Here is a 25,298-nt window from a genome sequence, read left to right as displayed (position 1 = left end):
CGCGGATTTGCGTCGGGTCGCGGGGCCGTTCTACGCTGAACGAGCGCTGCCCCAGACCCCGGTTGCCGGATTGTTCGTCCTTTCTGATGATGCCCAGGAGCCTCATGAGCACGCACCCCGTCGGCCTTCTTCTCGCGCGCCGTCGGCGACCATCGTGGTCGACGAGACCGCCAGTCGCACCGGCGGAGGGCGTCCGATGACGGTCGAACGCAGCAGTGGGTTCCGGAGGACCGGCCCCAGTGGGAGACCCCGGACAGGCGGGACCTCGAGCTACTCCGCGATCCTCGCCGAGGTGAAGTCGGCCGGTCTGCTCCGACGACGCTACGGCTTCTACTGGACGCTGTTCGCCGTCCTGGTGCTGGCCACCGCCGGCTGCTGGGTCGCCTTCGCGTTCCTCGGCGACTCCTGGCTGCAGTTGTTGGTCGCGGCGGCGCTGGGCGTGCTGTTCACACAGTTCGCCTTCCTGTCGCACGAGGCCGCGCATCGGCAGGTGTTCGAGTCCCGTGCGTGGAACGACTGGGCGGGCCGCCTCCTCGGGACCTTCCTGGTTGGACTGAGCTACTCGTGGTGGATGAACAAGCACACCCGTCACCACGGCAACCCGAACACGGTGGGCAAGGACCCCGACATCCAGCCCGACACGATCCGCTTCCTGCCGGAGGACGTCGACACCGTGCGGAACCGGGCGGCGAAGGTCTTCTACCGCCACCAGGGTTGGCTGTTCTTCCCTCTCCTCACCCTCGAAGGCCTCAACCTGCACTGGCTCGCGATCCGTTCCGTCGTCAGCGGTGTCGGGACGCGGGCCGACGTGCGCGACCGGGTGATCGAGGGCGTGATGCTCGTCGCACGTTTCGGGATCATCCTCACGGTCGTGTTCTGGTTCCTGCCGTTCGGCATGGCGTGCGCGTTCCTCGGTGTGCAGCTCGCGGTGTTCGGCGTCATGATGGGTGCCTCGTTCGCCCCGAACCACAAGGGGATGCCGACGATCGCCAATGACGCGAACGTCGACTTCTTCTCCCGGCAGGTCCTGACGTCGCGGAACGTCGTCGGCGGATGGTGGGTGTCGTTCCTCATGGGCGGCCTGAACTACCAGGTCGAGCACCACCTGTTCCCCTCGATGCCGCGTCCCGCACTCAAAGAGGCTCGACGACTCGTTCGCGACCACTGCGCCGCACTCGACGTCCCGTACACCGAGACCACGCTGCTGCGCTCGTACGGCATCGTCATCCGCTACCTCAACCGCGTCGGCCTCGGAGCTCGCGATCCGTTCGCGTGCCCGCTCGTCGCGGAGCTCCGCATACACTGAGCCACCTCACCGACCACCATCACCCCACGGAATCAGGAACCCAAGCCATGCAGATCATCATCGTGCTCCTCGTCATCTGGGCGATCCTCTCCATCGTCGGCTTCGCGCTGAAGGGTCTGCTCTGGCTCGGGATCATCGGCATCGTCCTCATCATCGGCACGATCGTCTTCGGTGCCATCCGACGCGCTGCGAACAAGCGCTAACGCGCAGCCGGAAGCCGCACGGTCGGTTCGGGTACGCTCTGCCAGATGCGGAATCTGGACTGGGACGGCCTGCGCAACCTCAGGGATCTCGGCGGCCTGCCGACACCGCTGTCGTCCACCGGCCTGACAGCGCGCGGGCGCATCGCGCGGGGTCCTCGACGCGAGCTGCTCACCGCTGCAGGGTGGGACGCCGCGATGCGATGGGGGCTGCGGTCCGTGGTCGATCTCCGCAGCGTCGATGAGACCGGGGCGCGCGAAACCGACCCTGGTGTCCGGCCACCAGCCGAGCTGGTGATGACGCTCGCGCCGACCGAGGATCAGACCGATCCGGAGTTCCGCGCGGTGTGTCTTCCGATCCTCGACTCCCCGGAGTACTGGCCGCACAATGTGCGTATCCTGCCGGAGCTCGTCCGCGGTGCGCTCGAAGCGGTCGCATCATCCGAACCCGGGATCCTGGTGCACTGCGCAGCCGGCCGGGACCGCACCGGCATGATCAGCGCGCTCCTCCTCGCCAACGCCGGCGTCACCGATGAGGCCATCGTCGACGACTACGCGGCATCGGTGCGTGCCATGGCCGGAACAGCGCCCCACGGCGGCCCGACCCACGACCGCCAGGCCTCCTGGACCTCGGAGCAGGTCGACGCCTTCCTCGACGAGGTGACGCCGCACGTGCGAGCGTTCGTCGCCGATGCGGACGGGGTCTTCGACACCTTGGGCTTCGCCGAGGCATCTCGACAGAGGGTGCGTCAGCTCCTGCTGTGATGTCCGCGCGATCAGCTTGCGAGCCTTCGTCGACGGCGCCTTACGGCTCGTCGTCCCAAGGGACCGGCGTCGTCGTGCCCGACTGCACGTCGCTGCGGAGGATCGCGTAGGCGACCGATGCGAGCGGCTGTCCGCCGGCCACGGGCCAGCCCTCGCGGTAGTGGGCCTCCTTCACCCAGCCAGCCCGACGGAAGGCACGACGCATGGCGACGTTGTCCTCGCGGGTCTGCCCCTCGAGCTTGCGAACCGACGGGAACCGGCCGAACACCTCGGTGACGATGACCGGCAGGACCGCCGTGCCGATCCCGCGCCCTCGCGCGTCTTCGGCGAGCCGCAGGTCGATCAACGCCGTGTCGTCCTCGAGGTCCTCGAGGGTGACGATTCCCACCACCTCACCGTCTGCGAGTACCCAACATCCGAAGGCGCCGGGCCCGTCGACGATGCCGGAGGTCAGGCGTTTGCGAGCCTCCTCCGTGGTCGGTCGCGGCTGCATGTGGAACGGGAACTCGTGTGCGCTCAGGAACTCGACGAACGCGTCGTCGTCCCGAGGACGTTCGAGGGGGCGGAGGGTCAACGCTGGCATCCCTTCAGTATCGCAACGCGGCGCATCGTCGCAGGACACGCCGGCTCATCCCGCAGCCAGGGTGCGGAGGTCGGCGAGCTCGCGTTCCAGGTCCACGTCGTCGAGTGCTCCCGCCATGGCTGCGATCGACAGTCCTTCGAGGCGCCTGACGATCTGCCGGGCGAGGAACGCCCGATCGTCGACGCCGGAGACCTCGCCGAGCATCCCGACCACGACTCCTTCGGCCTGCCGGAACTGCTCCGCGAGGAGAGCGCGACGATGGTCGGCAGGCAGACCGAGGACGTATTCGTAGGCGATCGGGCGGAGGGTCGCGTCGATGTCGTGGAGCGCGGTCGCCTGTTCGGTGAGGAAGCCCTCGAGGTCGTTCGCCTCGTCTCCTGAGCGCTCGTGCGCAAGCGCGTCGAGCAAGATCTCCTCGGTGTTGGCGTATTGGTAGTACAGGCCTCCGCGCGAGACGTCCGCCGCCAGTCGGACGTGATCCATCGTCGTCCGCCAGAAGCCGCGTTCCCGGAACTCGGCGACGGCGGCCTGCCGCAGGTGTTCGCGGGCGCGTGACGACGTCGGGCTGAGCGCGTTCACGAGGCGAGGGCGTCCCGCGCGCGACCGAGGTCGCGGGTGAACCCGGGGACGGGGACAGCCGATTCGGTGGCCGACACGTGGACTTCCGACATGAGCGCCAGGATATCGTCCGTGTTGTGGTGCAGCTCCATGATGCGCCGACTGAGGACGTCCTTCCGGAACATGAGGACCATGACGCGCGCGGCGAGTGCCTCGGCCGGAACGGAGACGAGGACGAGGTCGACCGTCTCCGGATCGAACGTCACCGGGGTGAGCGGATACCGGAACGAGCGGTCGACCGGTGGCTGCTCGCGTCCGTCGAGGAGGTCGACCGTGGTGGTCGCCGGCCGGGCCCGCGGGTCGGCGTCACGAAGGAGGTGCTGGACCTCGTGGCCGGCTTCACGCAGGACGCAACCGTAGGTCACCCCGATGACGCCTCGACCCATGATGACGATGCGCATGTGCTCTCCGTTGCTGATCCGTGTGCATAATTCGACACAAGTGTCGGTTTATTGAGAGTACACGGATGCTGCTGTCCAAAGAACGCAACGGGCCACGCGCCGTCCGGCCTCGTGATTACGCTGATGCGCGACAGGACCCTTTCGCCCTGTCGGGGTTCCCGGCCGGCTTCCCCTCGATTCCGGCCGGGACCCACTTCACCGCCAGGTGGGCGTCCGGTCAGTCGGCGAGTTCGGCGCTCGCCGCGAGCAACCCGCTCGCTCCGGCGACCATCGCGGCCTCGGTCCGGGTCGCCACACCGAGCTTCCGCAGGATGGCGGACACATGGACGCTCGCGGTCTTCGCGCTGATGAACAGGCGCTCGCCGATCTGTCGATTGCTGAGCCCCTCCGCGATGAGCTGCAGCACCTGGCGCTCCCGGGCGGTCAACTCGATGGAGCCGCTCGTGCCACGCGCTCGGGGGCGGCCGTCGAGGTTCAGCGACGCTCGCTCCGCCAATGCCCGCGCACCGTCGAGCACGAGGCCGGCACCGAGCGTCGTCGCCTCGGCGACCGCGACGACGAGCGTGTCCTGTGCGCCAGGGCGATCACCGGCGGCCACGCGCGCCTCAGCCAGTCGCAGCGCCGTGTAGGGCGCGAGCACGGCCGGTGCGAACGGACGCTCGGCCATCGCGCGAGCTGCCTCCCACGCACCGACGTCGTCACCGGTGCCGTCCGGCCCGCCGAGTTCGGCGTCGACCAGCGCGCTCCACAGCGGTGCGGTCGGCCAGAACCGCTCCTCGGCGAGCAGTGCCCGCCAGCGTTCCTCCAGCTGCCGGAGCCGATCGTCGTCGACGCCGACGAAGGGCCCGGACTCCACGTCGAGGGTGCCGGTGGCCAGCGCGACGCGGACGCGGGCCAGGACGCGCGCCGCGTCCGCCAGCGCCGGCAGGTCGTAGGCCGGCATCGGGCGGTGGTCCGGTGCGTCGAATACGCCGACCCCCGCCGGTGACCAGGCCCCGGCGAGGTCGCCGGCCGCCAAACCGACCTGCATCACGACGCGGGCGACGCCGAACCTCGTCTGCACCTCCAGGCCGGACAGGGAGAGCATCCCTTTCCGCCACCGGCGGTACATGGTCGCTGCACTCTCGGTGTCACCCCGCCAGAGCGTGAGCAGGATCAGCGACTGGCGGAGGTACACCGAGAACGCGAGGGGCGGCTGCAGTGCTAGGGCCCGATGCACACGCTCCTCCGCTTCGTCCCAGCGTCCGAGCGCCACCAGCGGGTCGACCGCGTTCGACGACAGGATGAGGCCCGAGCTGCGCTCGACACCCAGCTCCTTCGCCCGCTCGACGCCTTCCAATGCCGACGCGAGCGCCTCCTCGTACGATCCGAGGAGGTTCGCCATGTCCGAGGCGTTCACCCGGTAGCGGAGCAACGCACTGCCGTCGCCGTCGGCCAGTGGCTCCGCCGTCGCGAGGAGCGCCCGCCCGGCTTCCAGCTCGCTGTGGTGGATCCGCGCGATGCCGCCGATGTTCGCCGCGACCGAGGCGTTCCGCGCCGAACCGGTCCGCGCCGCCTCCCGGGCCGCCTCGTCGGCGTACTCGATGGCCCGCTCCAGCCGCCCGATGATCATGTGACGAGCGCCGAGGCTCGTCAGCAGGACACCACGCAGATCGCCAGGGGTGCCCGGTGGAACCCGGTCAAGCGCCTGCTCCAGGAGATCGACCGAGCCCGGCCGACCGAGGTTGGCGAGGTAGAAGGCCTTGTCACGGAGGAGCTTGGCCTGGTCGAGGTCGTCGCGGTCCTCGGGCGTCGCGAGCACCTCGTCGACCATGGCGATCGCCCGGTCCGTCCAGCCGGCGTTCCGCAACGCGCTCGCCGTCCGTCGCATGAGCTCCGAACGCGAGCGGCCGACGAGTGCCGCGGCATCGGGGACCTGGTCCCAGATCTCCAGGAGACGCTCGCCGAGCTGCGACTCCGTGCTGTACGCGTATGCCGCGTGAGCCTGCTCCATGGCGCGGACGGTCGCGGGGAAGGCCCGTCCGAAGTCGCGGGCGAGCATCCAGTGGTGCGACACCGCGGCAGCGACCGGCTCACCACCGACGCCTGCCTCCAGCGCCTCGGCGAACCCCGCATGGAACCGGCTCCGTTCGCCGGGCAGCAGGTCGTCGTGGATCGCCTCCCGGACCAGTGCGTGACGGAACTCGTACGTGGTCGCGTCCGCGACGAGGACGTTCGACCCGATCGCCTCCCGCACACCGGTGTCGAGAGCGTCAGGGCCGCCCATGAACACCCGTTCCAGGAGTGCGTGCTCGACGCAGACGCCCCCGGCCGAGATCACGCGCAACAGCTGTTGGGTCGTGGGCGCGAGGCGCTCGTAGCGCGCGAGCAGGAGTTCGCGGAGCGTGTCCGGGAGCTCGTCGCCCTCGCCGTCGCGGTCCTGGTCGAGACCGAGCAGCTCCTCGACGAAGAACGGGACGCCCTCGCTCCGCGCGTACACGCTGTCGATCGATACCGTGTCGAGCGACGTGCCTCGGATGGCGATCGCCTGGCGGAGCACGTCGCTGCGGCTCAACCGTTCGAGGCTGTGCCGCTCGACGCGTCTCGTGCGGTCGAGCTCGGCGAGGAACCCGCGCAACGGGTGTCCGCGGGAGACGTCCTCGCTCCGGAAGGTGAGCACGATCATCACGCGATCGCAGGTGAGCGCGCGGACGAGGAACGCGAGCAGGCTGAGCGTCGCGCCGTCTGCCCAGTGGACGTCCTCGACGGTGACCACGACGGGCTGGTCGCGAGAGAGCGCTTCGAACAGCACGGCGACGGTCTCGTGGAGCCGCCCGACGCCGCCCTCCCGCTGATCCTCCGCGTCGGGACCGAGTGTCGGCAGCAGCGTCGCGAGGGAGGCCTTGCCCGGGCCCGCAGCTTCAAGCACCGCGTCGCGCCCGCGCTGCGCGACGAGGTCCTTCATGAGGCCGAGGACCGGTGCGTAGGGCGCGGCGACGTCACCGAGGTCCACGCACTGGCCCGTGATGACGAGCGCCGACGACCGGACCGACCGCGTGAACTCGGTGAGCAGGCGCGTCTTGCCGATGCCGGCCTCGCCGCTCAGGACCACACTTCGTGACTCGCCCGCGGTGACGGCGTCGAACACGGCCTGCAGCGCTCTGAGGTCGGAGGCACGCCCGATCATCGTCGGGCTGGTGGTGGGCAGGCTCACCACTCCATGGTCCCACCCTCGTCGGAATCGGCCGCGGCCTCCGCGAGTTGTCGCTGCTCCTCGAGTGGTCGTTCTCGGCGGCGACGCTCCCGCTCGAGATCCCGCTGGAGTTCCTGCTCGATGAAGCGTCTCGTCTCGGCGGACGTGAACGGGCTGTAACTGGCACTCGTGATCAACATGATTCCTCCGCTGCCGCACGGTGCTGGTGTCCGTGCTCGACCACTCACGTTCCTCGCTGAGGCCCCATGCCTACCTCGGGCATCTGCCCTAGTTCCGCCGGAAGCGCGTCGCTGTGGAGCCGTAGGACGGGTTCGCACCGCTCGATGGCGTACGGTTGCCCTTCGCGCACCATGACCTCATTGAGGACATCACGATGGAAAGCAGCACTCTCACGCTCGGCGGGCTCGTCTACGACCTCGACCCGAGCACGATCATCACCACCCTGAAGGACACGATGGAGCGCACCGCGCTGTCCGGAGGCGGTTTCGTCGACCTCGACGTCGTCGGCGAGGACTTCGCGAGCGTCTTCGTGAGCCCTGGGACGTCGATCTACTTCACGACCAACGACGTGTCCGAGTTGACGCACGTCGACCTCAGCCCCACGGAAGCGGTCGACTGGGAACTGGGGTTCTACGGCCTGTGATCCAGCGGGGTGGTCGTGCCCGGTCGGTCGTCGGACGGGGGAGTCCTCAGTCGGCGTTCGCCCGCAAGTAGGTCTCGAGGTCCATCGGTGGGACACCGGTGACGTCCTCGATCGACGAGCTCACCTCGGCCATCACACCGCTGCCGATGGCCGTGTACGTGCTCACCCAGGCGTCGACCTCCCAGTCGGGTGCGCCGTAGGAGGCTCGCGACGCGTAGGCCTCCTCGATGGTCTCGTCGTGGAAGGTGACCTCGCGATGGCGGACGCGACCGATCGTGGCGGCGACCTCGGCCATCGAGAGCGCCTCCGGTCCGGTGAGGTCGTAGGTGCGACCGGCGTGGGACGCCGGGTCGACGAGGATCGTCGCAGCGGTCCGTGCGATGTCGGCGCGGGCGACGAAGGAGGCGCGACCGTCCCCGGCCGGCCCGCGGATGACACCGTCCTCACCCACGAGGGCCTCCATGAAGTCGAGGTAGAAGCCGTCGCGCAGGAACGTCCAACGCATGCCCGACGCTCGGATGTGCTCTTCGGTCGCATGGTGGTCGCGCGCCAGCGTGAACACGGCATCCGGTGCCGCCGCAGCGAACGAGGTGTACACCAGGTGCTGCACGCCGGCGGCGGAGGCCGCATCGATGAACGACCGGTGCTGGTCGACCCGGTCGGCGCTCTCGGCCCCCGACACCATGAACAGGGTGTCGACGCCCTCGAGTGCCGCGCGGGCCGCCGCCTGGTCGGTGTAGCTGAACCGGTGCACGGTGCTGAGTGGGTGCTGCGGTGCTTTCGAGGGCGTGCGCACCAGCAAGCGTTGTGGGATCCCGCGGGCGGCGAGGTCGTGCGCCACCAGGCCGCCGAGGACGCCGGTCGATCCGGTGACGGCAATGGGTCGGGGTGTGCTCGGGCTCACAGGGTTCCTCTCATCGGGCTCAGGGGCGGACGCGGACGCTGCGCCCCTCGAGGGAGACGACGTCGTCGAGCTGCAACTGCCGGCCGCGTCGGCGATCGATCTCGCCGTTGACCCGCACCGCGCCGTCGGCGATCGCCGCTTTCACGTCTCCGCCGGAGTCGAGCAGACCGGCGAACTTCAGGAACTGCCCGAGTCGGATGCCCTCGCCGCCGATCGGGACGTCGGTGATCTGTGTCGGGTTCGTCATCCCCGAATGCTAACAAGGATGCGGCGGCTGGACCCGGGGACAGGATGTGGCTGTACCCTCAGCGGTACCGGGTCACCGTGACTCGCAAAGGAGCACCATCATGGGCGAGAAGTCCGCACGGAAAGAAGGCGGCAAGACCGCACCGGCGAAGACGCTGAAGGAGAAGCGCACCGCCAAGGCCGACAAGAAGGCCGGCAATGCGCGTTCGGAGAACACCGACGCAGTCACGCGGGTCAAGAACCGCTAGTCCTGATCAGCGGCCCGTCGCGGTCGGTGATGCGCTCAGGCGTCTGTCCCCTCACGGAGACGGGCGCCTGTTCTGGTGTTCGGGCGCCTCCGTGACGAGCCGTCCCGCTATCGTCGTGGCATGTCCGACCTCAGCCCCGGCGACGACGCGCTCGAGCTCGCCCGCCTGCTCATCTCGATCGACTCCGTCAGTCCGAGCCTCGTCCCAGGGGCTCCCGGAGAAGGGCGGATCGCGGCGGTGATCGCGCAGCGACTCGAGGGAGCCGGCTTCGTGGTCGACCTCGTTCCCGCGCCGGAGGATGCGCAGCGCGTCAGCGTCGTGGCCGTGCACGCGGGATCGCGGCCGGGTCCGACGGTCGTGTTCAACGGCCATCTGGACACCGTCGGGGTCGAGGGCATGGTCGACCCCTTCAACCCGCGGGTGGCGAACGGCAAGCTGTTCGGACGCGGCGCCAGCGACATGAAGTCCGGCCTGGCGGGGTTGATCGTCGCCGCGGAGCGACTGGCCGCGGCGGACCACCCTGGCACGGTCGTCTTCACCGGTGTCGCTGATGAGGAGGACGCGAGTGTGGGTGCGGCAGCGGTCCTCCGACACCTCGCCGATCGTGGTGTGGCGGCGGACGTGTGCCTCATCGCCGAGCCCACCTGGCTGGACCGCGTAGCGGCGCACCGGGGGTACGCGGTCGTCGAGGTGACGCTGCAGGGGACGGCCGCGCACTCGTCACAGCCCGGTCTGGCCGTCGATGCGATCCGCGCTCTCGGCGCCCTGCTGCAGGAGGTGGTGCGGGCCGACGACGAGCTCCATCGGCGACCGGCGCACCCGTTGCTCGACCACGGTTCGTTCACCACGACGGTCGCCAGGGCAGGGAGTGCTCCGTTCACGATCGCCGCCGACGCGACCCTCGTCATCGAGCGACGCACCCTGCCGGGTGAACGAGCGGAGGATGCCCTCGTCGAGGTCCAGGCGATGCTCGACGCGGTCGCCGCCCGGGCGCCTGGTCTCCGCGCGGGTGCTCGGCTGACCCATCAGCGTGAGGCTTGGGAGGCCGACGAGCACGGGGCGGCTGCGCGGTTCGCCGACGTCCTCGCCGCCGAGCTCTCCCGGGACGCCGAGGCCGCACCGGCGGCGGTCGGAGCGCCGTATTGGATGGAGTCGGCGCTCTGGCAGGCGGCGGGGATCCCGACCGTCGTGTGCGGCCCCGCCGGCGGCGGACTGCACGCGGCGGAGGAATGGGTCGACCTCGACCAGCTCCGGCGGTTCCCGGAAGCGGTCATCGCCGCGACCCGCGTCGCCCTGCACGGATCGAGCGAGGCGTGACGCCCGGGGGACCCGACCGCGTCGCAGTGATCGGGCCGGGCGCGATCGGCACCGTGGTCGCGGCAGCGCTCCACGAACAGGGACGGACCCCGTTCATCGCGGGACGGTCGGAACGGTCCGAACTCCAGCTCCAGGTCGGCGATGAGACGGTGACGGTCCCCGGGCCGGTCCACACCGATCCGGGCGAGGCCCAGGGGCCGGTGGACCTCGTCTTCCTGGCGGTCAAGGCGACCCAGACGGCTGCCGCTGCGGACTGGCTCGCCGCGCTGTGCGGCCCGGAGACGGTCGTGTGCGTCCTGCAGAACGGCGTCGAGCAACGCGAGATGGTGGAGCCACTCGTCCGAGCGGGAACGGTCGTCCCCGCGGTCGTGTGGTTCCCGGCCACCCGTGAGCCCGGCGGCCCGGTCACCCTGCTGAGCCCGCCGCGCCTGTCCCTGCCGGAGGCACCCGGTGCCATCGTCGTCGAGGACGCGTTGCGCGGCTCCCGCTGCACCGTCGAGGTCTCGACCGACTTCGCGACCCTCGCCTGGCGCAAGCTCCTGCAGAACGCCGCCGCCGGACTCATGGCGTTGACCGGACGCCGATCCGGCATGTACCGGCGCGACGACATCGGCCGCTTGATGCTCGGCTACCTCGAGGAGTGCGCGGACGTCGCGCGCGCGGAGGGTGCGCGGTTGACCGACGACGAACCTCGACGGCTCCTCGACCAGTTCCGAGCCGCTCCGGTCGACCGTGGGACGTCGATCCTCGCCGACCGCGAACAGGGGCAACCGCTCGAATGGGACGTCCGCAACGCGGTGATCCAGCGGCGGGGGAGCGTGCACGGCATCCCCACGCCGATCAGCGACGTCGTCGTGCCGTTGCTCGCCGCGGCGAGCGATGGACCCGGCTGAACCGCCGGCGGTGGTGGGATCGAGCGCTTCGATAAGGTCGAAAGCATGCTTCGTCTGATCGCCTTCGCGGCTCTCGGTGCTCTGCTCGGCGGCGTCATCGTGATCACCGTCGGTCCGCCCGACGTCGGGTACGCAGTCGCCGGTGTCGCACTCCCCGTCTTCATCATGACCTCGGTGCTCACGCTCGTGGCCCGGTCGGTGGGGAACGCCGTCGGTGCTTCGCCTCAGGCCGTCCAGCAGGCCAAGGACGCTCGTCGGCTCGGGGTCGCCCGCGTCGATGCGCTCCGTCAGACCGGCACCCAGATCAACGACCAGCCGCTGTGCGAACTCGACCTGACCGTCCAGCCGCTTCACGGAGCGGCGTTCGCGAGCACGATGCGCACCGTCGTCCCGCTGACCGCCATCCCGATGTTCCAACCGGGCACCGAGCGCGATGTCGCGATCCTGCTCGACGGCGGCCCCGAGGTCGCCTTCATCGACGCCGGCGAGCTCGCTCCGGCGGAGCGTTCACGGTTGCGCGTGCCGGCTCGCGCGTCCGTCCCGTTCCTCCCCGTCGAGCCGCACCGGCGCATCGTCGACGGACGGCGACGCGGACCGTTGCTCGGCGTCGGCCGGGCCGGTCGTCCCGGCCGCTTCGCCCTGTTCGCGATCGTCGCCATCGCGGCAGCGGCCATCGTGGTCGTGCCGTACCACCAGTCCGTCGCGCAGGCGATCGCTGCCCTCGAGGACGGACGCCTCCGACCCGACCTCCGTCGCCCGGAGGCGCTCGCGGAGGCGCAGCGCGCGCTCCAGGAAGCGATCGGTCATGACCGTGTGGTGTCGATCACGGTCGCCGCCGATTTCGTCATCGTCCAGGCGCCGCTCACCGTGGGGGACACGAAGACCGACCGGTGGGAGTACCGGTATGGCCAGGTCACCAACGACGGCGCGGCGAGCATCCAACCCGAATCGGCGGCCGAGCAGTTCTCCTGGTCGGACGTCGCGCTCGACCGCGTCTGGGCGTTGATGCAGGACGGCGCAGAGCAGGTCGGCCTGCCCGTGGGTGACGCGCTCGCATACGTCGTCCGGTCGACCGACACCGACGTCGACAGCCCCACGTTCGCCCGTTCGGCCGGACCGCCGCAGATCACCTTCAGTGTCGGGGACGACTACGGTTCCACCTCGTTCGTCGCCGATGCGGACGGCTCGGGCCTCACCGCGCGGTGAGCGGCATACTGTCCTCATGAACGGTGCGCCGCAGTCATTCCCCCCGCTGGTCGTCGGATCCGCCCCGGTCCGGACGGAGCGGGCGACCCGCCCGGCGTTCGTGTTCATGTTGATCGCAGCGGCGCTGATCCCGGTGCTCGGGATGTTCCTCGCGGTGCTGACCACGGCCTCCGGCGGATTCGCCCTCGGCATGCTGGCCGGGGTGTCCTTCAGCGTCGTCTGGTGGTTCATGCTGTTCGCGGTGGTGCAGTTCGCGACGGTCCGCGGCGCGCAGTCGGTGGCTCGTACGGTGCTCACACTCGACGCGAATGGCCTTCGTGGCGTCATCCCGCAGGGTGAGGTGTTCCTCCCATGGGGTGCGATCGAGCGCGTCTCGATCCGCTCCCGCGGCAAGTGGCGGATCCTGACCTTCCACCTCGTGCCCGGTCTCACCGCGCAGTCGCCGGGCGTCTCGACGACCCTCCCGCCGCGGTCGTTCTCCATGCTCGGCAAGCTCGGGTTCCAGATCGGCGAAGCGGCGATCGACACACCCGTCGACACCGTCCTCGCCGCGACGAACGCGTTCACCGGAGGCCGTCTGCGCTGAGCCATGGTCGACGGGTCTGTCGGATGGTCTGGCACGATCGGATGTATGGACTCCGCACACGCCGCCAGCCCGGTCACCGCCCCCGATGTCGATGCCGCGAGGACGATGTGGCAGGCGTACGCCGAGTATCGCGGGGGCGGGGACGTGGGCGCGGACGACGCCGACTACACCGTCGAGCACTTCGGCGACACAGCCGGGCTGGCCGACGAGCTGTTGGACATCGTCCTGAGCGGACGGAAGCGGGCCACCGCCGAACTCGTGTCGGAGTTCGCGCATCGCGGGGACCCGCTCCCGCGGATCGGGTCGCACTGGATCGCGTGCGACAGCACCGGGGCTCCGCAGATCATCATCCGGAGCACCGCGCTGCGCATCGGACCGTTCACGAGTGCCGACGCCGACTTCGCGTTCGCCGAAGGTGAGGACGACCGCACGCTCGAGAGTTGGCAGCGCGAACACCGACGCTACTGGGAACGGACCAGTGCGGCCCGGGGCGCGGAGTGGTCGGAGTCCGAGGAGATCGTCTTCGAACACTTCGCCGTGGTGTGGCCGCCGGAGCACGCCGACTGACACGTTCCGGTCAGACCGGTTCCGTAGACTCCCCGCATGCCGATGTCCGACTACGTCGCCTCGATCCGCGCCCACATCGGGACCGGGTTCCTCATGCTCCCCGGGGTCACCGCGGTGATCAGGGACGGGGACCGGTTCCTCCTCGGTCGCCATCACCACTCCGGCCTCTGGAGCCTGATCGGCGGCGGCGTCGAGCCGGGTGAGGAACCCGCCGACGCCCTCCTGCGCGAGGTCCTCGAGGAGACCGGCGCCCGGGTCCGCATCCGCGGGATCGTCGGGGTGTACGGCGGCGAACCGATGATGGTGCGCTACCCGAACGGCGACCACGTCGGGTACGTGACCACCGCTTACGACTGCGAGCTGCTCAGCGAAGCGACCGCGGATCCCGAGGAGCTCCTCGAACTCGGCTGGTTCGCTCGGGACGAGATCCTGACGCTGCCGCGACGTGACTGGATCGATCGCGTCATCGCCGACGCTCCTGGGCATGAGTCGGCGGGCAGCGAGGAACGGGTCGAGTCGTGATCCGCGTCGTCCTGTTCGACCTCGACGGCGTGATCCGACACTTCGATCCGGCGCAGGTGTCCGACATCGAGGCCAGGTACGGACTCCAGCCTGGGGTGCTCGCCGGGATCGCCTTCGCGGCGCCGCTCATCGACGAGGTCACCACCGGCCGGATCACGAGAGCCGAATGGGTCGGCCGGATCGGCGGTCTCGTCGGTGACCGGGCAGCGGCGGAGGAATGGGGTGCTCAGACGTGGTCGGTCGACGACGCGCTGCTGGAGCTGTCCGACGAGATCCGAACCGCGGGCTTGACGACGGCGGTGCTCACGAACGGCACGGACACCATCGCTGCTGAACTCGCAGCCTCGGGCATCGCCGACCACTTCGACGCGATCTTCAACTCGGCGGACATCGGCTTCGCGAAACCCGACGTCCGTGCGTTCCAGCACGTGCTCGATGCTCTGCAGGTACGAGGAGAAGACGTGTTCTTCAGCGACGACTCGCCTGCGAAACTCGCGGGAGCAGAACAGCTCTCGATGTCCACACACCGGTTCACGACGGTCGAAGCCCTTCGGGGTCGCCTGCGCGACGCGGGGGTGCCGGTTCGCGGTGCGCAGGCGCCCGAGCGCTCAGGCCGAGGCGAGCGCGCGGGCGGAGAGGACGCCGGTCTCGAGCGCTGAGAGCGCCACAACCTTGTATCCCTCGGCGTCGAAGAAGATGGTGACGCGGTCGGGTTCGACGCCCATGACGGTGCCCGGACCGAACTCCTCGTGGTGCACCGCCTGGTCGACGTGCAACGGCGAGGCGTCGCTGGCGCTGTCCGTCCCGGCGTGCTGCTGTGCCCGCTCCTGCTCCTGATGCGCTTCGTGCCGTTCGCAGCCGTCGCAGTTCCCGCACCACTCCGGGGCCTCGACACCGAAGTACTCCAGCAGGACCCGCCGGCGGCAGTGCGACGTCTCGGCGTAGGCGCGCATCATGGCCAGCCGCGACTCCGCGATCCGCTCGCGTGATTCGAGCGTCTCCCGAACGGCGCCGATCGCGCGCTTCGGACCGACCTCGTCGATGGCGCGGACGCCGTCGGCGGTGTCGACGAGCCCGGCGTCCGCGAGGTCGTTGACCAGGCGGGCGACCGTGCGCCGCGGCCGATCGAGCTGCTCCGCGAGATCGCCGACGGTCACGCCCGGGGTCGCGCGGATTGCCCGCCACACGGCGCGCAACGCCGACTCCGACACCGACCGCTTGGTGAAGAAGCGGCGGAGTCCGAGATCCTCCGCCCGGTAGTGCAGCGCGGTGGTCGCCGGCTCACCGTCCCGTCCCGCGCGGCCCACCTCCTGGTAGTAGGCGTCGAGCGACTCGGTGGTCGTGGCGTGCAGGACGAAACGCACATCGGCGCGGTCGATGCCCATGCCGAACGCGGAGGTCGCGACCACGACGTCGAGTTCGCCGGCGCGCCAGCGATCGTGGACGGCACGACGTTCGGTGCTCTTCAGACTCGCGTGGTAAGCGGCCACCCGGCGGCCCTCGGCCGCGATCTCGTCGGCGTACTGCTCCGTCTCGCGCCGCGTCGCGACGTAGACCAGCCCGGGCGCCGTCCAGGCGCGGGCTTCGTCGACGACCGCGGCCCGTTTCTCCGCTTCGCTCTCGTGGCGGTGGACGACGAGCCGGATCTCCGGCCGGTCGACGCCGTGCACCTGCACGTCCGGGTCGTGCATGCGCAGCCGGTCGATGATCTCCGCGCGGACAGGGCCGGACGCGGTCGCGGTCATCGCGAGGACGGGTGGATCGCCGAGTTCGCGGCGGACGTCGGCCAGGCGCAGGTAGTCGGGGCGGAAGTCGGTCCCCCACGAGGAGACACAGTGCGCCTCGTCGACGACCAGCAGCGAGACACCGGCCGTCCGGAGCCGGTCCACGGTCTCCTCGTTCGCGAGCTGCTCAGGAGCCAGCAGCACGTACACGGGGCCACCCTGGTCGACGAGCTCCCACGCGCTCGCGACCGCCGCCTGCCCGAGGGAGGCGTTGAGGGCGACGGCCGGGGGCGCGTCCGGCGCGGCTTCGATCGAGGCGAGCTGATCGGCCTGCAGCGCGACCAGCGGCGAGATCACCAGGGTCACGCCACCGCGCTGAGCACCGGCGACCTGGTACACCGCCGACTTCCCGCCGCCCGTGGCGAGGACCAACAGGGTGTCACGCCCCGCGACCGCCGACTGGATCGCCTCCCGCTGTCCTGGCAGGAACGTCTCCCATCCGAACTCATCGCGGGCGATGCGATCGACGGAACCGGGGGATGTGCGAGAGGAACCCATGTCCGTGACGGTACCTCCGCCCACCGACCTCGCGAGCCCGCTTGACGAGTGCGACGGGCTCTGCAACACCATCCCAGCTGAACGGTGTCGGTGGCTCGTTCTAGCGTGGGATCCGGTCGACGTCGCATCCCCAGCTGACAGTCCTCGGGCCTCACCGGTGAGGCTTGAGCGAGACATCTTCGCGACGTCGGCCCGCTTTCGCTCGCGCGTGCGCCAACCCTGCTGACGCGACCGCGATCAGGACGAGGACCATGAGCGTCGGCATCGCGGCCTCGACGCCTCCCTGTGCGACGAGCCAACCGGTGAGCGCGGCGCTCGCCGCGATACCTGCAGCGGAAGCGGAGTTGATCCAGGTGAACCCCTGCGTCAGTTCCTGTGGGACGACCGTCGCCTGCACGATCTGCGAGGACGAGGCGAGCAGCGGTGCGATCGCGGTCCCGCCGACGAGGAGCATGATCGCCAGCCCGGGCAGGGTCGGCCAGACGGTGCCGACGAGCACGGCGAGCGTGAGGACGACGGACGCGATCAGCTGCACGGTCGGAGGCTGTGGAGTCGATCGCAGCGCCCCGTACAGCGCGCCCGCGACGATGCTCGCGGCACTGGAGAGCGCGAGGACGAGTCCGCTGAACGGCTGGAGCCCCTGCGCCGTCGCCGCCGCAGTGACGAGGAGTGGCACCGCGCCGAAGAAGCAGCCTAGGCCGAGGTTCACCCCGAGCGCCGCGAGGAACGGCGGGGCGAGGAGAGTGGACCGGTGGGCGCCCGCCCCGCGCTCCGGTCGACATCGCGGTATCGGTGCGGTGGAGCGTTGCAAGGAGAGTGCGACGCAGCCGGTGACCACGAGGATCCCCGCAGCTGCGGATCCCGCCCACGGCGCGAGCAAGGAACTCATGAGCGTCACCAGGATTGGTCCCGACAGGAACACGACGTCGTTCGCGTTCGCCTCGAGGGAGAAGGCGGTCCGGAGCGCCTCGGGCTCCAGGAGGAGCCGTGACCAGCACGCCGCCGACAGGGCGCCGGGCTGCGGGATCGCGGCACCCGCGACGAGGACGATCGCCAGGGTGATGCCGATCGGTGAATGTCCTGCAGTGGTGATCGCGACGACGACTGCACTGACGTGCACGAGCACGGCCACCGGCACGGTCGCCGTCTGGCCCCACCGGTCGATGAGTCGTGCGATCTGCGGACCGACCACCGCCTCGGCGAGGGCGAACGCCCCCGTCGCCGCCCCCGCGGCCGCGAACGACCCCGTCGCGTGCTGGATCGAGAACAGCAGCCCGAGTCCGGTCATGGCCACGCCGAGTCGGGCGACGGCCGCAGCGAGGAAGAACTGCGGCGCCCCGGCCCGGCCGAGGACACCGCGGTACCGGCTGGCGGCTGAGCGGACGGGCCCGGGGATGGAAGGTGGGAATGAGCGAGCAGTCGTCATGGACGATGCCTCCGAGGCGGAGCGGGGGATCGGTCGGCAGACAAGTCGGCCTGGGCTTCGACGATCACCACGACACCGCGGTACCCGTCCATCGTGCCCGCCAGGCCTGTGGGGCGCAAGCGCCGCGAGCCGTCCGTGGTGGACGGTCCGCGTCAGGCGTGGGTGGGTGGTGCGGTGGGGTTCGGATCCCGTGCGCCGCGGGTGGTCCCGGCGCTGGTATCTTACGGATGGCGCCGACACCATCGGGGTATGACTCCGGATGCGGTGACGAGTGACGAGGTATCGATGCGAACGGTCGGCGTACTGGACAGTGACGACCGCGCCCGCGCGTCTGCCGTGTCGTGGCTCGACTCCCACGCGCCTGATCTGCAGGTGACGATCGCGGCGTCGTCCTGGGGCGAGATGCTCACAAACGAACGCTTCCCGCCGAGCGCGGTCGTCTTGTGCCCGCGAGTTGGGGACCGCGTCGACATCGCGTACAAGGCGCGTGTCTGTCGAATCCTCGACATCGACGTGGTCGTGCTCTCCGACGCTCCGCAGCAGGAGATCCGGTCCGGGCACCGAAGCGTCGGCGCCACGTTCGTCTCGACTGTCGAAGCGGCGGCGGGAGTGCTCCGCGCAGGAAGCTGACCCGCGCCCGCAGGCGGGCTCAGTCCGCGGTGTCGGTGAGGAGCGAGGACACGGAGGCCGCGATGCGGTCGGCCCCCTCATGGTCCTCGGCCGTGATGGTGACCACGGCGTCGCCGGCGAAGACGACGAGCTGCCCGTAGGCACCGTGGAGTCGCCAGGCCGCGCCCGGACCATCCCATCCGGCGAGCGCATACCGCTCGTACCCGGCGCCGGTTCCGGAGGGCACCCAGTCGGTGTGCATGGCGTTGATCCACTCCGGTGACAGGAGCTGCTCGCCCGCCCACCGGCCGCGGTCGCGGATGAGGCGGCCGATGCGTGCGAGTTCCGTGGTGCGGAGCTGCAGCCCTCCGCCGGCCGCGATGAATCCGCGGGGGCACCGCTCCCAGGGCGCGTCGTGGATGCCGAGTGGTGCGAGGAGTCGCTGCTCGAGGTAGTCGCCGACGTCGCCGACCCGGGTCTCGAGTGCGCGCATCGCCGTGTAGGTGCTGGCGTTCGAGTACTGGAAAACGCGACCACGGGACGGCCTGCTCAGGAACTCGAGGGTCAGGTCCGGCCAGTCGGACAGCAGGGTCGGCGACCAGGGGAGGTCGACGCCGCTCGTCATGTTCAACAGGTGCCGGAGGGTGACGTCGGCGGTGCCGTCGCCGAAGTCGGCTTCAGGGAACACGGCGCCAAGCATGGTGTCCATCGTGATGAGGCCGTCGTCGATGGCGAGGCCGGCGGCGAGCACACAGACGCCCTTCGCCGCGGAGTGGATGTCCTCACGGACGTCCTCGGTCCAGCGATGCTCGGCCTCGTCGTCACCGGCGAGCACGTGCAGGCCGTGCGCGCCGAAGCCCTGCTCGGCGACCTGCTGGACGATGCGATCGCGGAGGAGGGCTGCTCGGGTGGTGTCGGCTCGGATCGGGTCGGATCTGGTCACCGGTCCAGTCTGCCCGACGGTCGTCCCCGGCACCTACGCTGGAGACCTTGGTCCATTCGGGGAGGGATCGCATCATGCGTCGGACAATGCTCGGCCTCATCGGCATCGTCCTCGCCTGCGCGCTCGCAGGCTGTGGATCGTTGCAGATCAGGCCGGACTACGACACCACGAAGTCGGAGGCGCTCTCGCTCCGTGCCGAGTTCGAGGCGACGCTGCCTGCCGACAGCGTGTCGACGGGGGCCGAGGACGACGTCGACATCCAGTGCACCGGTGGCGCCGCGCAGTTCAACGGGATCCTGACGATCAGCGTCGCAGCGGACTTCGACCGTGCCGCCTGGTTGGACGATGCGGCCGCCATGTACGCCGGACGCGCGGGATGGAAGGTGGAGAAGAAGGTCGCCGCGGATGGATCGTCAGACGCCACTCGGGCCGTGGCGTTCACGTCTGACGACGGGTTCTACCTGCGTCTCGGGGAGTTCGCCGACGCGCCCGAAGTGGGCCCGGTCATCGTGTTGTCCGCCTCGGGGCCCTGCAGCGTCCGCTGATCACGTCGGAGCGCCGGTCGCACGCTGCGCTCACCGTCGTAGGCCTTCGCCCGCCTTCGCCGTGTCCAGTCGTCCGGCGAGCAGGACGCCGAGGAGTCCGAGTGCTGCGGTCAGCCCGAACACCGCGAGGAAGGCCGGGGTCGTCGCTCCGAGTCGGGCGACGACGGCACCACCGACACCGGCGATGGTCGCGGTGGCGAGCGTCTGTGCGAGCTGCAGACTCGCGCTGATGCTCCCCGCGGTCTCGGCCGGGGTCGCCGCCATCGTCGCCGAGGTCGCGGCGTTGAAGGCGACGCCCATGCCGATCCCGGCGATGGTCCAGCCGACGATGGCCCAGCCCGGCCACACGCCAGGCAGTGCGACGGCGACGCCCATGAGTGCCTCGCCGCCGACGAGCGCGAGGATGCCGGCGCGCGTCGACCGTGCGCGTCTGCCGGGCCGCGCAGTGTCGATCCGCGCCTGCACGAACGACCCGACGGTCCAAGCGAGCGCGCCGGCGGCTAGACCCAGGCCGGCGAGGGTGACGTCGAGTCCGTGGACACTCGTCAAGCCGAGCGGCAGGAAGGCCTCCGAACCGAAGTAGACACCGCAGAGGATGAAGCGGATGACGATCCCCACCGGGGCGCCGCGGCGGAGCCGGAGGGTTCCGGACGGCAGGATCCACCGCAGCGCCAGGACGGCGCCGACGAGTCCGCCGACGACCAGCGCCACGAGGGCGGGGAGGGCGTCCAGTTCGAGCCCGAGGAGCACGGCTCCAGTGCCGACGGCGAGCAGGATCGAGAACCACACCGGTGCCGGGAGGCGACGCCGTGAGCCGGATGTCGAGCGCTGTTCCGGACGCGACAGCCGCCGGGCGCCGGGGAGCACGAGCGGGAGGAGGACGAGCGTGAGCGGTGCGATCGACCAGAAGACGACGCGCCAGTCGAGCAGCGAGGTCAGCGCTCCGGCGAACACCGGTCCGATGAGCGACGGAATCGTCCAGGCCGAGGAGAGGAACGCGAACATCACGGCCTGCAACCGTGCCGGGTAGGCGATGCCGACGAGACTGTAGGCGTAGGCCATGATGGCGCCGATGCCCAGGCCCTGGAGGGCGCGGGCCGCGATGAAGACGCCCCACCCCGGGGCGAGTCCCGCGAGCAGGCAGCCGAGCGCGAAGACGATGGTGCCGACGAGGACGGTTCGGGCCGGTCCTCGTCGGTCGATGTCGGTGCCTGCGACGACGGTGCCGACGATGTTGGCCAGCATGAGCGCCGAGAGCCCCCAGCCGTAGCCGCCCAGGCCGCCGAGCTCCTCGGCGACCGCCGGGAGGATCGTCGCGACGCCGAGCGATTCGAACGCCACCGCACCGACGCTCGCGAGGATGCCGATCGTGAAGCCGCTGAACCGTGGTGAGAAGACCCCTCCGGTGTCGTCGTCGGTCATCGCCACTCCTCTGCTTTCATTCCACTACGGAACGTAATGAATCTAGAGTACGATCATGGAATGGAGCAAACGGAGCGTGTGGATGCGTCCGCGACGAGCCCGCCACTGCCGGGTCGCCCGCGCGACACGACGATCGACGCGAGAGCGACCGCCGCAGTCGTGGAGATGCTCGCCACGGTGCCCTACAGTGCCCTGACGCTCGAGGGGGTCGCGGCGGCTGCCGGCACGAGCAAACCGGCGTTGCGGCGCCGCTGGGGGAGCCTGCCCGGGGTTGTCGTGCACACCCTCATCTCCGTGCTCGGCACGACGCCGACGCCCGACACCGGGTGCGTCCACTGCGACCTGATCACCGGCATCTCCACCCTGGCGGACGCCTTCCAGGACTCCCCGATCACCCGGGCGCTTCCGGGGCTCGTTTCCGACCTCGAGGCGGATCCGGCGTTGCGTGAGGTCTTCCGCCGTGACTACTTCGAGGCCCGCCGGACGACCTCGCGAGCGGTGCTCGAACACGCGGTCGAGCGTGGCGACATCCAGGGCGGCCTCGACATGGAACTCACGCTCGACCTCCTGGCGGCCCCCCTCTACTACCGCGCCTTCTTCGGGCACCAGCCGATCGACGACGGCCTGGCCGAACGGGCCGTGCTGAGCGTCCTGAACGGCGTCGCGTCAGTCGACTGGCAGCGCCACCACCGAGCGCGGCCCGCCGCATCGAGCACCGGTGGCGCCTGATCGCGGCGACAGAACGTCTGCGACGTCGCGTCCAGGCTCCGCGAGGTCGGCTGACGGAGTCGGGTGCGGTGCGGCCCACCCGCCCGTCGCCCAATGGAGCGCCGGTAGGAGGACCCACGTGAGGGACACGACGAGGACGGTCGCGTTGGCGACGACCGTGGCCAAGCGGGGCCAGTCGCTGGTGAGCGGGTCGAGGCCGATGTTCAACGCGACGCTCATCGGTAGGACCCCGGCGAGGGTGACGACGGCCTGCCGCCAGGATCCGCGACGGAATCGGTGCCGATTCACGCGAAGAACCCGTCGCGCCAGCTCGGGTACCGCAACGTGAGACCTGCCGCTCTGGCGGCCGCGTTCGACACCGGTCGGCCGATTTCGCCTGAGATCGATGACGTCGGCGGCGGCGCGCCGACTGCAGCGGCGAACTGCGGCACCCACTCGTGGCCGCTGGCGGGCTCGTCGTCGACGATGTTCCACGTCCCGCGACCCCATCCGAGCGCGAGCAGGAGCGCCGCGGCGGCGTCGGAGGTGTGCACGAACGAGGTGACGGTCTCCGTGGCCGGGAGCTCGCCCGCACGGGCGGCGTCACCGAAGCGTCCGGCGGTCGAATACCAGGTTCCGGGCCCGTAGAGCTGGCCGAACCGGAGGACCCCGCCGTCGTGGAGCTCCTGCACGGCGCTCTCGAGGGCACGCACCGCGGAGATCGTCGTCTGCCGGGGCTCCGGTGCGTCCAGATCGAGCGGATCGGACTCCGTCGCGGGCTCACGACAGGGGGAGTGGACCCAGGAGATGCTCTCCGCGACCATCCGTGACGTTCCGGCCTCGTGAGCTGCGTCGACGAGGTGACGGGTGCCCGCGGTGCGCAATCGTGCGTTGCTCCGTGGGTCTCCCGCGGTCAGATCGGTCAGGAGGTGCACGATCGCGTCCGGCCGGGTGTCGACCACTGCCCGCACCGTCGCGGTCCGGTCGAGGACGTCCAGCAGGACCGGTGTCGCCCCGGTGTCGGCGACGCGCGCGAACTTCGAGAGCGACCGGGTCGTCGCGATCACCTCGTGGCCTGCTGCCCTGAGCATCGGGATGAGCGCGCGCCCGAGCACGCCTGATCCGCCCGCGATGAACACCCGCATGAGCACGTCCTTCCAGAAGATACGATTCGACCCTATTCCGCCGGTGGACCGATGATGAGGGCCAGAACGAGTCGCATATCCTGGTCCAGTGGACCTGATGCTCCAGCTGGACCCGACGTTGCCGAAGACCCGAGCCGTCGAACACGCCATCCGGACTGCGATCGCCGATGGACGGGCTCGACCCGGTATGCGATTGCCATCGTCCCGGGAACTCGCGCTCGAGCTCGGGGTGGCTCGCAACACGATCGTGGCCGTCACCGACGACCTCGTCGCCGAAGGTGTTCTCGAGGCCAGAGCCCGGGCGGGCACGTTCGTCGCGCGCAGCGTCGCGCCGCTCCACAGCGAAAGCCGGACGCCAGCGAGTGCCGGACCGGAGTTCGACCTCAGGCCGGGGCGACCTGAGGTGGGGTCCTTTCCGACCGCGCGTTGGCTCACCGCCATCCGGCGCGCCGGCGCCGCAGCTGCCGACATCGACTCCGACCGTGCCGGCAGCATGGCGCTGCGATCCGAACTCGCCTCATACCTCGCCCGCGCTCGCGGGGTGGAGACGACCGCTGACGCCATCGTGATCTGCGCCGGCTACCGGACTGCCAGCACGCTCCTCGCGGCAGCGCTCGCGGCAGGCGGAGCGTCGTCCGTCGCGATCGAGGACCCGTCGCTGTTCGGCATCGAACGCCCATGGTCGACGTCGGGGTTCTCCGTGTCCGACCTCGTCGTGGACGAGGACGGCGCGGACCTCGGTCGGCTCGATGCCCGCACGGACACCGTCGTGCTGACGCCGTCGCACCAGTTCCCACTGGGTGGGGCGTTGGCCCCGGCGCGACGTCGACTCGTCGTCGACTGGGCGATGGCGAACGACAGAGGGTTCATCGTCGAAGACGACTACGACGGCGAGTTCCGCTTCGACCGCCGGCCGGTCGCCGCGTTGCAACGGTCGGCACCGGAGCGCGTGGTCTACGCCGGCAGCGTGAGCAAGACCCTCGCTCCAGACCTCCGCCTCGGGTGGCTCGCGTTGCCGCGCGACCTCGTGCGTCCGGTCGTCGATGCGTCCGAAGCGCTCACGGGCGGCGCTCCGATGCTGAACCAACTGGCTCTCGCCGACCTCATCAGGACCGGCGAGTACGAGCGCCACATCCGCCGTCAGCGCCGCGAGTACGCCCGCCGTCGCACCCATCTCCAGCAGGCGCTGCGCAGCGTCGGTCTCGAGGTCCCCGGTCTTGCCGCCGGGCTACACGGCCTCATTCCGCTCGGCGATGCCGCCCCGACGGTGCTGTCCCGGCTCGAGTCCCAACCCGATCACGTCGGCGTCCACCGCCTCGCGCGCTACACCCGGAGCCACGAGCGCCCGGAGGCCCTCGTCGTCGGGTTCGCCACGCCGTCGCGAGCGCGGTTCGAACCTGCGATCACGGCTCTCACGTCGCTGCTGACCGATCGCGACTCCCGACCCCCGCGCTGAACGCGGTCAGCAGTCGCCGGCCCTCCGGCCAGGCGCCGAGTCCACTGGCCGAGTTCACGTGGCCCTGGCGCCCGATAGTGATCCGAGGCACGCCCCACGTTGCGGCGAACCCGGCCGCGCGTGCCTCCGAACAGTACGGGTCGTCGTCACTGGTCACGAGCAGCGCGGGTGCGGATGGCCGGACATCGAGATCCTCGGCGAACGCAGCGGCGACCCTCGGGAACCGCGGCCCGTCGGGATCGGGGGCGGCGACGAGGAACAGCCCGGCGACTCGTGCAGGGTTCGCCGCCGCCCAGCGGACGGCCAGCAGACACGAGAGGCTGTGCGCGACCAGGATCGCCGGTTCGTCCGCCACCGCTCGGTCGAGGGCGGCGGACCAGTCGTCGAGGTCCGGTTCGTCCCAGGAGGCCGGTGCGAACCGGCGGATCGCAGGCGTGTCGCGCTCCCACTGGGATTGCCAGTGGGCGTCGTCGGATCCACCGATCCCGGGCATGGTGATGATCGACATGGGATTCCTTCGTCGTGGTCGGGCGATCTGCCCTCAGCGTGCCAGTCGAACCCTCG

Annotated in this window: 30 protein-coding genes; 16 read left to right on the top strand and 14 right to left on the bottom strand. The window is 70.3% G+C overall.

Features of this window, described 5'->3' with window-relative positions:
* Nucleotides 1-196 precede the first annotated feature (196 nt).
* From ACQ3HE_RS09445 to ACQ3HE_RS09435, 3 genes are read left to right on the top strand one after another with little or no spacing between them, the layout of a single operon-like run.
* The gene (locus ACQ3HE_RS09445) at nt 197-1,306 is read left to right on the top strand and encodes a fatty acid desaturase family protein (RefSeq protein ID WP_430892425.1); all 1,110 of its coding nucleotides are present in this window, start codon (nt 197-199) and stop codon (nt 1,304-1,306) included.
* Between the two features lie 47 nt (nt 1,307-1,353).
* The gene (locus tag ACQ3HE_RS09440) at nt 1,354-1,509 is read left to right on the top strand and encodes a hypothetical protein (protein ID WP_430892423.1); all 156 of its coding nucleotides are present in this window, start codon (nt 1,354-1,356) and stop codon (nt 1,507-1,509) included.
* A 45-nt stretch (nt 1,510-1,554) separates the two neighbouring features.
* Nucleotides 1,555-2,271, top strand: coding sequence for a tyrosine-protein phosphatase (locus ACQ3HE_RS09435; protein WP_430892421.1), 717 nt, complete (start codon nt 1,555-1,557; stop codon nt 2,269-2,271).
* A 40-nt stretch (nt 2,272-2,311) separates the two neighbouring features.
* Here the strand turns inward: ACQ3HE_RS09435 and ACQ3HE_RS09430 are convergent, their stop codons facing one another.
* From ACQ3HE_RS09430 to ACQ3HE_RS09410, 5 genes are all read right to left on the bottom strand, one after another.
* Entirely contained in the window at nt 2,312-2,854 is a 543-nt protein-coding gene (locus tag ACQ3HE_RS09430; RefSeq protein ID WP_430892419.1) for a GNAT family N-acetyltransferase, read from the bottom strand.
* Between the two features lie 45 nt (nt 2,855-2,899).
* Nucleotides 2,900-3,433, bottom strand: a complete 534-nt coding sequence (locus ACQ3HE_RS09425) for a TetR/AcrR family transcriptional regulator (RefSeq protein WP_430892417.1) — start codon at nt 3,431-3,433, stop codon at nt 2,900-2,902.
* Nucleotides 3,430-3,873, bottom strand: coding sequence for a ketopantoate reductase family protein (locus ACQ3HE_RS09420; protein ID WP_430892415.1), 444 nt, complete (start codon nt 3,871-3,873; stop codon nt 3,430-3,432). The genes ACQ3HE_RS09425 and ACQ3HE_RS09420 overlap by 4 nt, the downstream gene beginning before the upstream one ends.
* A 217-nt stretch (nt 3,874-4,090) precedes the next feature.
* A complete protein-coding gene (locus ACQ3HE_RS09415) occupies nt 4,091-7,066 on the bottom strand; it encodes a helix-turn-helix transcriptional regulator (protein ID WP_430892413.1) in 2,976 nt (991 codons plus the stop codon).
* Complete coding sequence (locus ACQ3HE_RS09410) at nt 7,063-7,245, bottom strand: hypothetical protein (protein ID WP_430892411.1); 183 nt, start codon at nt 7,243-7,245, stop codon at nt 7,063-7,065. The genes ACQ3HE_RS09415 and ACQ3HE_RS09410 overlap by 4 nt, the downstream gene beginning before the upstream one ends.
* Nucleotides 7,246-7,439: 194 nt before the next feature.
* Here ACQ3HE_RS09410 and ACQ3HE_RS09405 point away from each other — a divergent pair, with 194 nt between their 5' ends.
* The gene (locus ACQ3HE_RS09405; RefSeq protein ID WP_159877155.1) at nt 7,440-7,709 is read left to right on the top strand and encodes a hypothetical protein; all 270 of its coding nucleotides are present in this window, start codon (nt 7,440-7,442) and stop codon (nt 7,707-7,709) included.
* A 46-nt stretch (nt 7,710-7,755) separates the two neighbouring features.
* On the opposite strand, the gene ACQ3HE_RS09400 is transcribed toward ACQ3HE_RS09405, so the two are convergent.
* Together ACQ3HE_RS09400 and ACQ3HE_RS09395 are read right to left on the bottom strand one after the other, a co-directional pair.
* Nucleotides 7,756-8,613 (bottom strand): SDR family oxidoreductase, encoded by an 858-nt coding sequence (locus tag ACQ3HE_RS09400; RefSeq protein ID WP_430892409.1) that lies wholly within the window; start codon nt 8,611-8,613, stop codon nt 7,756-7,758.
* Nucleotides 8,614-8,632: 19 nt separating this feature from the next.
* Nucleotides 8,633-8,860 carry an RNA-binding S4 domain-containing protein gene (locus ACQ3HE_RS09395; RefSeq protein WP_064295072.1) on the bottom strand — a complete coding sequence of 76 codons (228 nt, stop codon included), beginning with the start codon at nt 8,858-8,860 and terminating at the stop codon, nt 8,633-8,635.
* Between the two features lie 100 nt (nt 8,861-8,960).
* Between ACQ3HE_RS09395 and ACQ3HE_RS09390 the strand changes: the two genes are divergently transcribed.
* The 8 genes from ACQ3HE_RS09390 (at nt 8,961) to ACQ3HE_RS09355 (ending at nt 14,857) form a co-directional block, all read left to right on the top strand.
* Complete coding sequence (locus ACQ3HE_RS09390; RefSeq protein WP_157579891.1) at nt 8,961-9,107, top strand: hypothetical protein; 147 nt, start codon at nt 8,961-8,963, stop codon at nt 9,105-9,107.
* 120 nt (nt 9,108-9,227) lie between these two features.
* Nucleotides 9,228-10,424: a M20/M25/M40 family metallo-hydrolase gene (locus ACQ3HE_RS09385; RefSeq protein WP_430892407.1), complete on the top strand. Its 1,197-nt coding sequence runs from the start codon at nt 9,228-9,230 to the stop codon at nt 10,422-10,424.
* Complete coding sequence (locus ACQ3HE_RS09380) at nt 10,421-11,317, top strand: oxidoreductase (RefSeq protein WP_430892405.1); 897 nt, start codon at nt 10,421-10,423, stop codon at nt 11,315-11,317. Before ACQ3HE_RS09385 ends, ACQ3HE_RS09380 begins: the two co-directional genes overlap by 4 nt.
* A gap of 45 nt (nt 11,318-11,362) precedes the next feature.
* Nucleotides 11,363-12,523: a hypothetical protein gene (locus ACQ3HE_RS09375; RefSeq protein ID WP_430892404.1), complete on the top strand. Its 1,161-nt coding sequence runs from the start codon at nt 11,363-11,365 to the stop codon at nt 12,521-12,523.
* 16 nt (nt 12,524-12,539) lie between these two features.
* Nucleotides 12,540-13,109 (top strand): hypothetical protein, encoded by a 570-nt coding sequence (locus ACQ3HE_RS09370; RefSeq protein WP_430892403.1) that lies wholly within the window; start codon nt 12,540-12,542, stop codon nt 13,107-13,109.
* Between the two features lie 45 nt (nt 13,110-13,154).
* Nucleotides 13,155-13,676 (top strand): ASCH domain-containing protein, encoded by a 522-nt coding sequence (locus tag ACQ3HE_RS09365; protein WP_430892401.1) that lies wholly within the window; start codon nt 13,155-13,157, stop codon nt 13,674-13,676.
* A gap of 36 nt (nt 13,677-13,712) precedes the next feature.
* Nucleotides 13,713-14,198 (top strand): NUDIX domain-containing protein, encoded by a 486-nt coding sequence (locus ACQ3HE_RS09360; protein WP_236555338.1) that lies wholly within the window; start codon nt 13,713-13,715, stop codon nt 14,196-14,198.
* The gene (locus ACQ3HE_RS09355; RefSeq protein ID WP_430892400.1) at nt 14,195-14,857 is read left to right on the top strand and encodes an HAD-IA family hydrolase; all 663 of its coding nucleotides are present in this window, start codon (nt 14,195-14,197) and stop codon (nt 14,855-14,857) included. The genes ACQ3HE_RS09360 and ACQ3HE_RS09355 overlap by 4 nt, the downstream gene beginning before the upstream one ends.
* Here ACQ3HE_RS09355 and ACQ3HE_RS09350 read toward each other — a convergent pair.
* Nucleotides 14,807-16,480, bottom strand: coding sequence for a RecQ family ATP-dependent DNA helicase (locus tag ACQ3HE_RS09350; protein WP_430892398.1), 1,674 nt, complete (start codon nt 16,478-16,480; stop codon nt 14,807-14,809). The two genes, ACQ3HE_RS09355 and ACQ3HE_RS09350, sit on opposite strands and share 51 nt — an antisense overlap.
* A 151-nt stretch (nt 16,481-16,631) precedes the next feature.
* The gene (locus tag ACQ3HE_RS09345; RefSeq protein ID WP_430892396.1) at nt 16,632-17,906 is read right to left on the bottom strand and encodes an MFS transporter; all 1,275 of its coding nucleotides are present in this window, start codon (nt 17,904-17,906) and stop codon (nt 16,632-16,634) included.
* A gap of 372 nt (nt 17,907-18,278) precedes the next feature.
* On the opposite strand from ACQ3HE_RS09345, the gene ACQ3HE_RS09340 reads away from it, so the two are divergent.
* Nucleotides 18,279-18,536 carry a hypothetical protein gene (locus tag ACQ3HE_RS09340; protein ID WP_430892395.1) on the top strand — a complete coding sequence of 86 codons (258 nt, stop codon included), beginning with the start codon at nt 18,279-18,281 and terminating at the stop codon, nt 18,534-18,536.
* Nucleotides 18,537-18,555: 19 nt separating this feature from the next.
* On the opposite strand, the gene ACQ3HE_RS09335 is transcribed toward ACQ3HE_RS09340, so the two are convergent.
* Complete coding sequence (locus tag ACQ3HE_RS09335) at nt 18,556-19,458, bottom strand: serine hydrolase domain-containing protein (RefSeq protein WP_430892393.1); 903 nt, start codon at nt 19,456-19,458, stop codon at nt 18,556-18,558.
* A gap of 74 nt (nt 19,459-19,532) precedes the next feature.
* Here ACQ3HE_RS09335 and ACQ3HE_RS09330 point away from each other — a divergent pair, with 74 nt between their 5' ends.
* On the top strand, nt 19,533-20,003 hold the full coding sequence (locus tag ACQ3HE_RS09330) for a hypothetical protein (RefSeq protein WP_430892391.1): 471 nt from the start codon (nt 19,533-19,535) through the stop codon (nt 20,001-20,003).
* Nucleotides 20,004-20,033: 30 nt separating this feature from the next.
* Here ACQ3HE_RS09330 and ACQ3HE_RS09325 read toward each other — a convergent pair whose 3' ends face one another.
* Nucleotides 20,034-21,425, bottom strand: a complete 1,392-nt coding sequence (locus ACQ3HE_RS09325; protein WP_430892389.1) for an MFS transporter — start codon at nt 21,423-21,425, stop codon at nt 20,034-20,036.
* Nucleotides 21,426-21,485: 60 nt separating this feature from the next.
* On the opposite strand from ACQ3HE_RS09325, the gene ACQ3HE_RS09320 reads away from it, so the two are divergent.
* Nucleotides 21,486-22,154, top strand: coding sequence for a TetR-like C-terminal domain-containing protein (locus ACQ3HE_RS09320; RefSeq protein WP_430892387.1), 669 nt, complete (start codon nt 21,486-21,488; stop codon nt 22,152-22,154).
* On the opposite strand, the gene ACQ3HE_RS19425 is transcribed toward ACQ3HE_RS09320, so the two are convergent.
* Nucleotides 22,092-22,442: a putative antibiotic biosynthesis monooxygenase gene (locus ACQ3HE_RS19425; protein ID WP_488609605.1), complete on the bottom strand. Its 351-nt coding sequence runs from the start codon at nt 22,440-22,442 to the stop codon at nt 22,092-22,094. The two genes, ACQ3HE_RS09320 and ACQ3HE_RS19425, sit on opposite strands and share 63 nt — an antisense overlap.
* Nucleotides 22,439-23,278, bottom strand: coding sequence for an NAD-dependent epimerase/dehydratase family protein (locus tag ACQ3HE_RS09315; protein ID WP_430892385.1), 840 nt, complete (start codon nt 23,276-23,278; stop codon nt 22,439-22,441). Before ACQ3HE_RS09315 ends, ACQ3HE_RS19425 begins: the two co-directional genes overlap by 4 nt.
* A 97-nt stretch (nt 23,279-23,375) precedes the next feature.
* On the opposite strand from ACQ3HE_RS09315, the gene pdxR reads away from it, so the two are divergent.
* Nucleotides 23,376-24,734 carry a MocR-like pyridoxine biosynthesis transcription factor PdxR gene (pdxR, locus tag ACQ3HE_RS09310; RefSeq protein ID WP_430893080.1) on the top strand — a complete coding sequence of 453 codons (1,359 nt, stop codon included), beginning with the start codon at nt 23,376-23,378 and terminating at the stop codon, nt 24,732-24,734.
* On the opposite strand, the gene ACQ3HE_RS09305 is transcribed toward pdxR, so the two are convergent.
* Nucleotides 24,691-25,242, bottom strand: coding sequence for an RBBP9/YdeN family alpha/beta hydrolase (locus ACQ3HE_RS09305; RefSeq protein ID WP_430892383.1), 552 nt, complete (start codon nt 25,240-25,242; stop codon nt 24,691-24,693). The two genes, pdxR and ACQ3HE_RS09305, sit on opposite strands and share 44 nt — an antisense overlap.
* Nucleotides 25,243-25,298: the final 56 nt, after the last annotated feature.

The sequence above is a fragment of the Plantibacter auratus genome (assembly GCF_050587365.1).
GTDB classification, from domain to species: Bacteria; Actinomycetota; Actinomycetes; order Actinomycetales; family Microbacteriaceae; genus Plantibacter; species Plantibacter auratus.
Note: the sequence above shows the minus strand (reverse complement) of the source record. Positions and strands in the feature narration are given on the sequence as shown.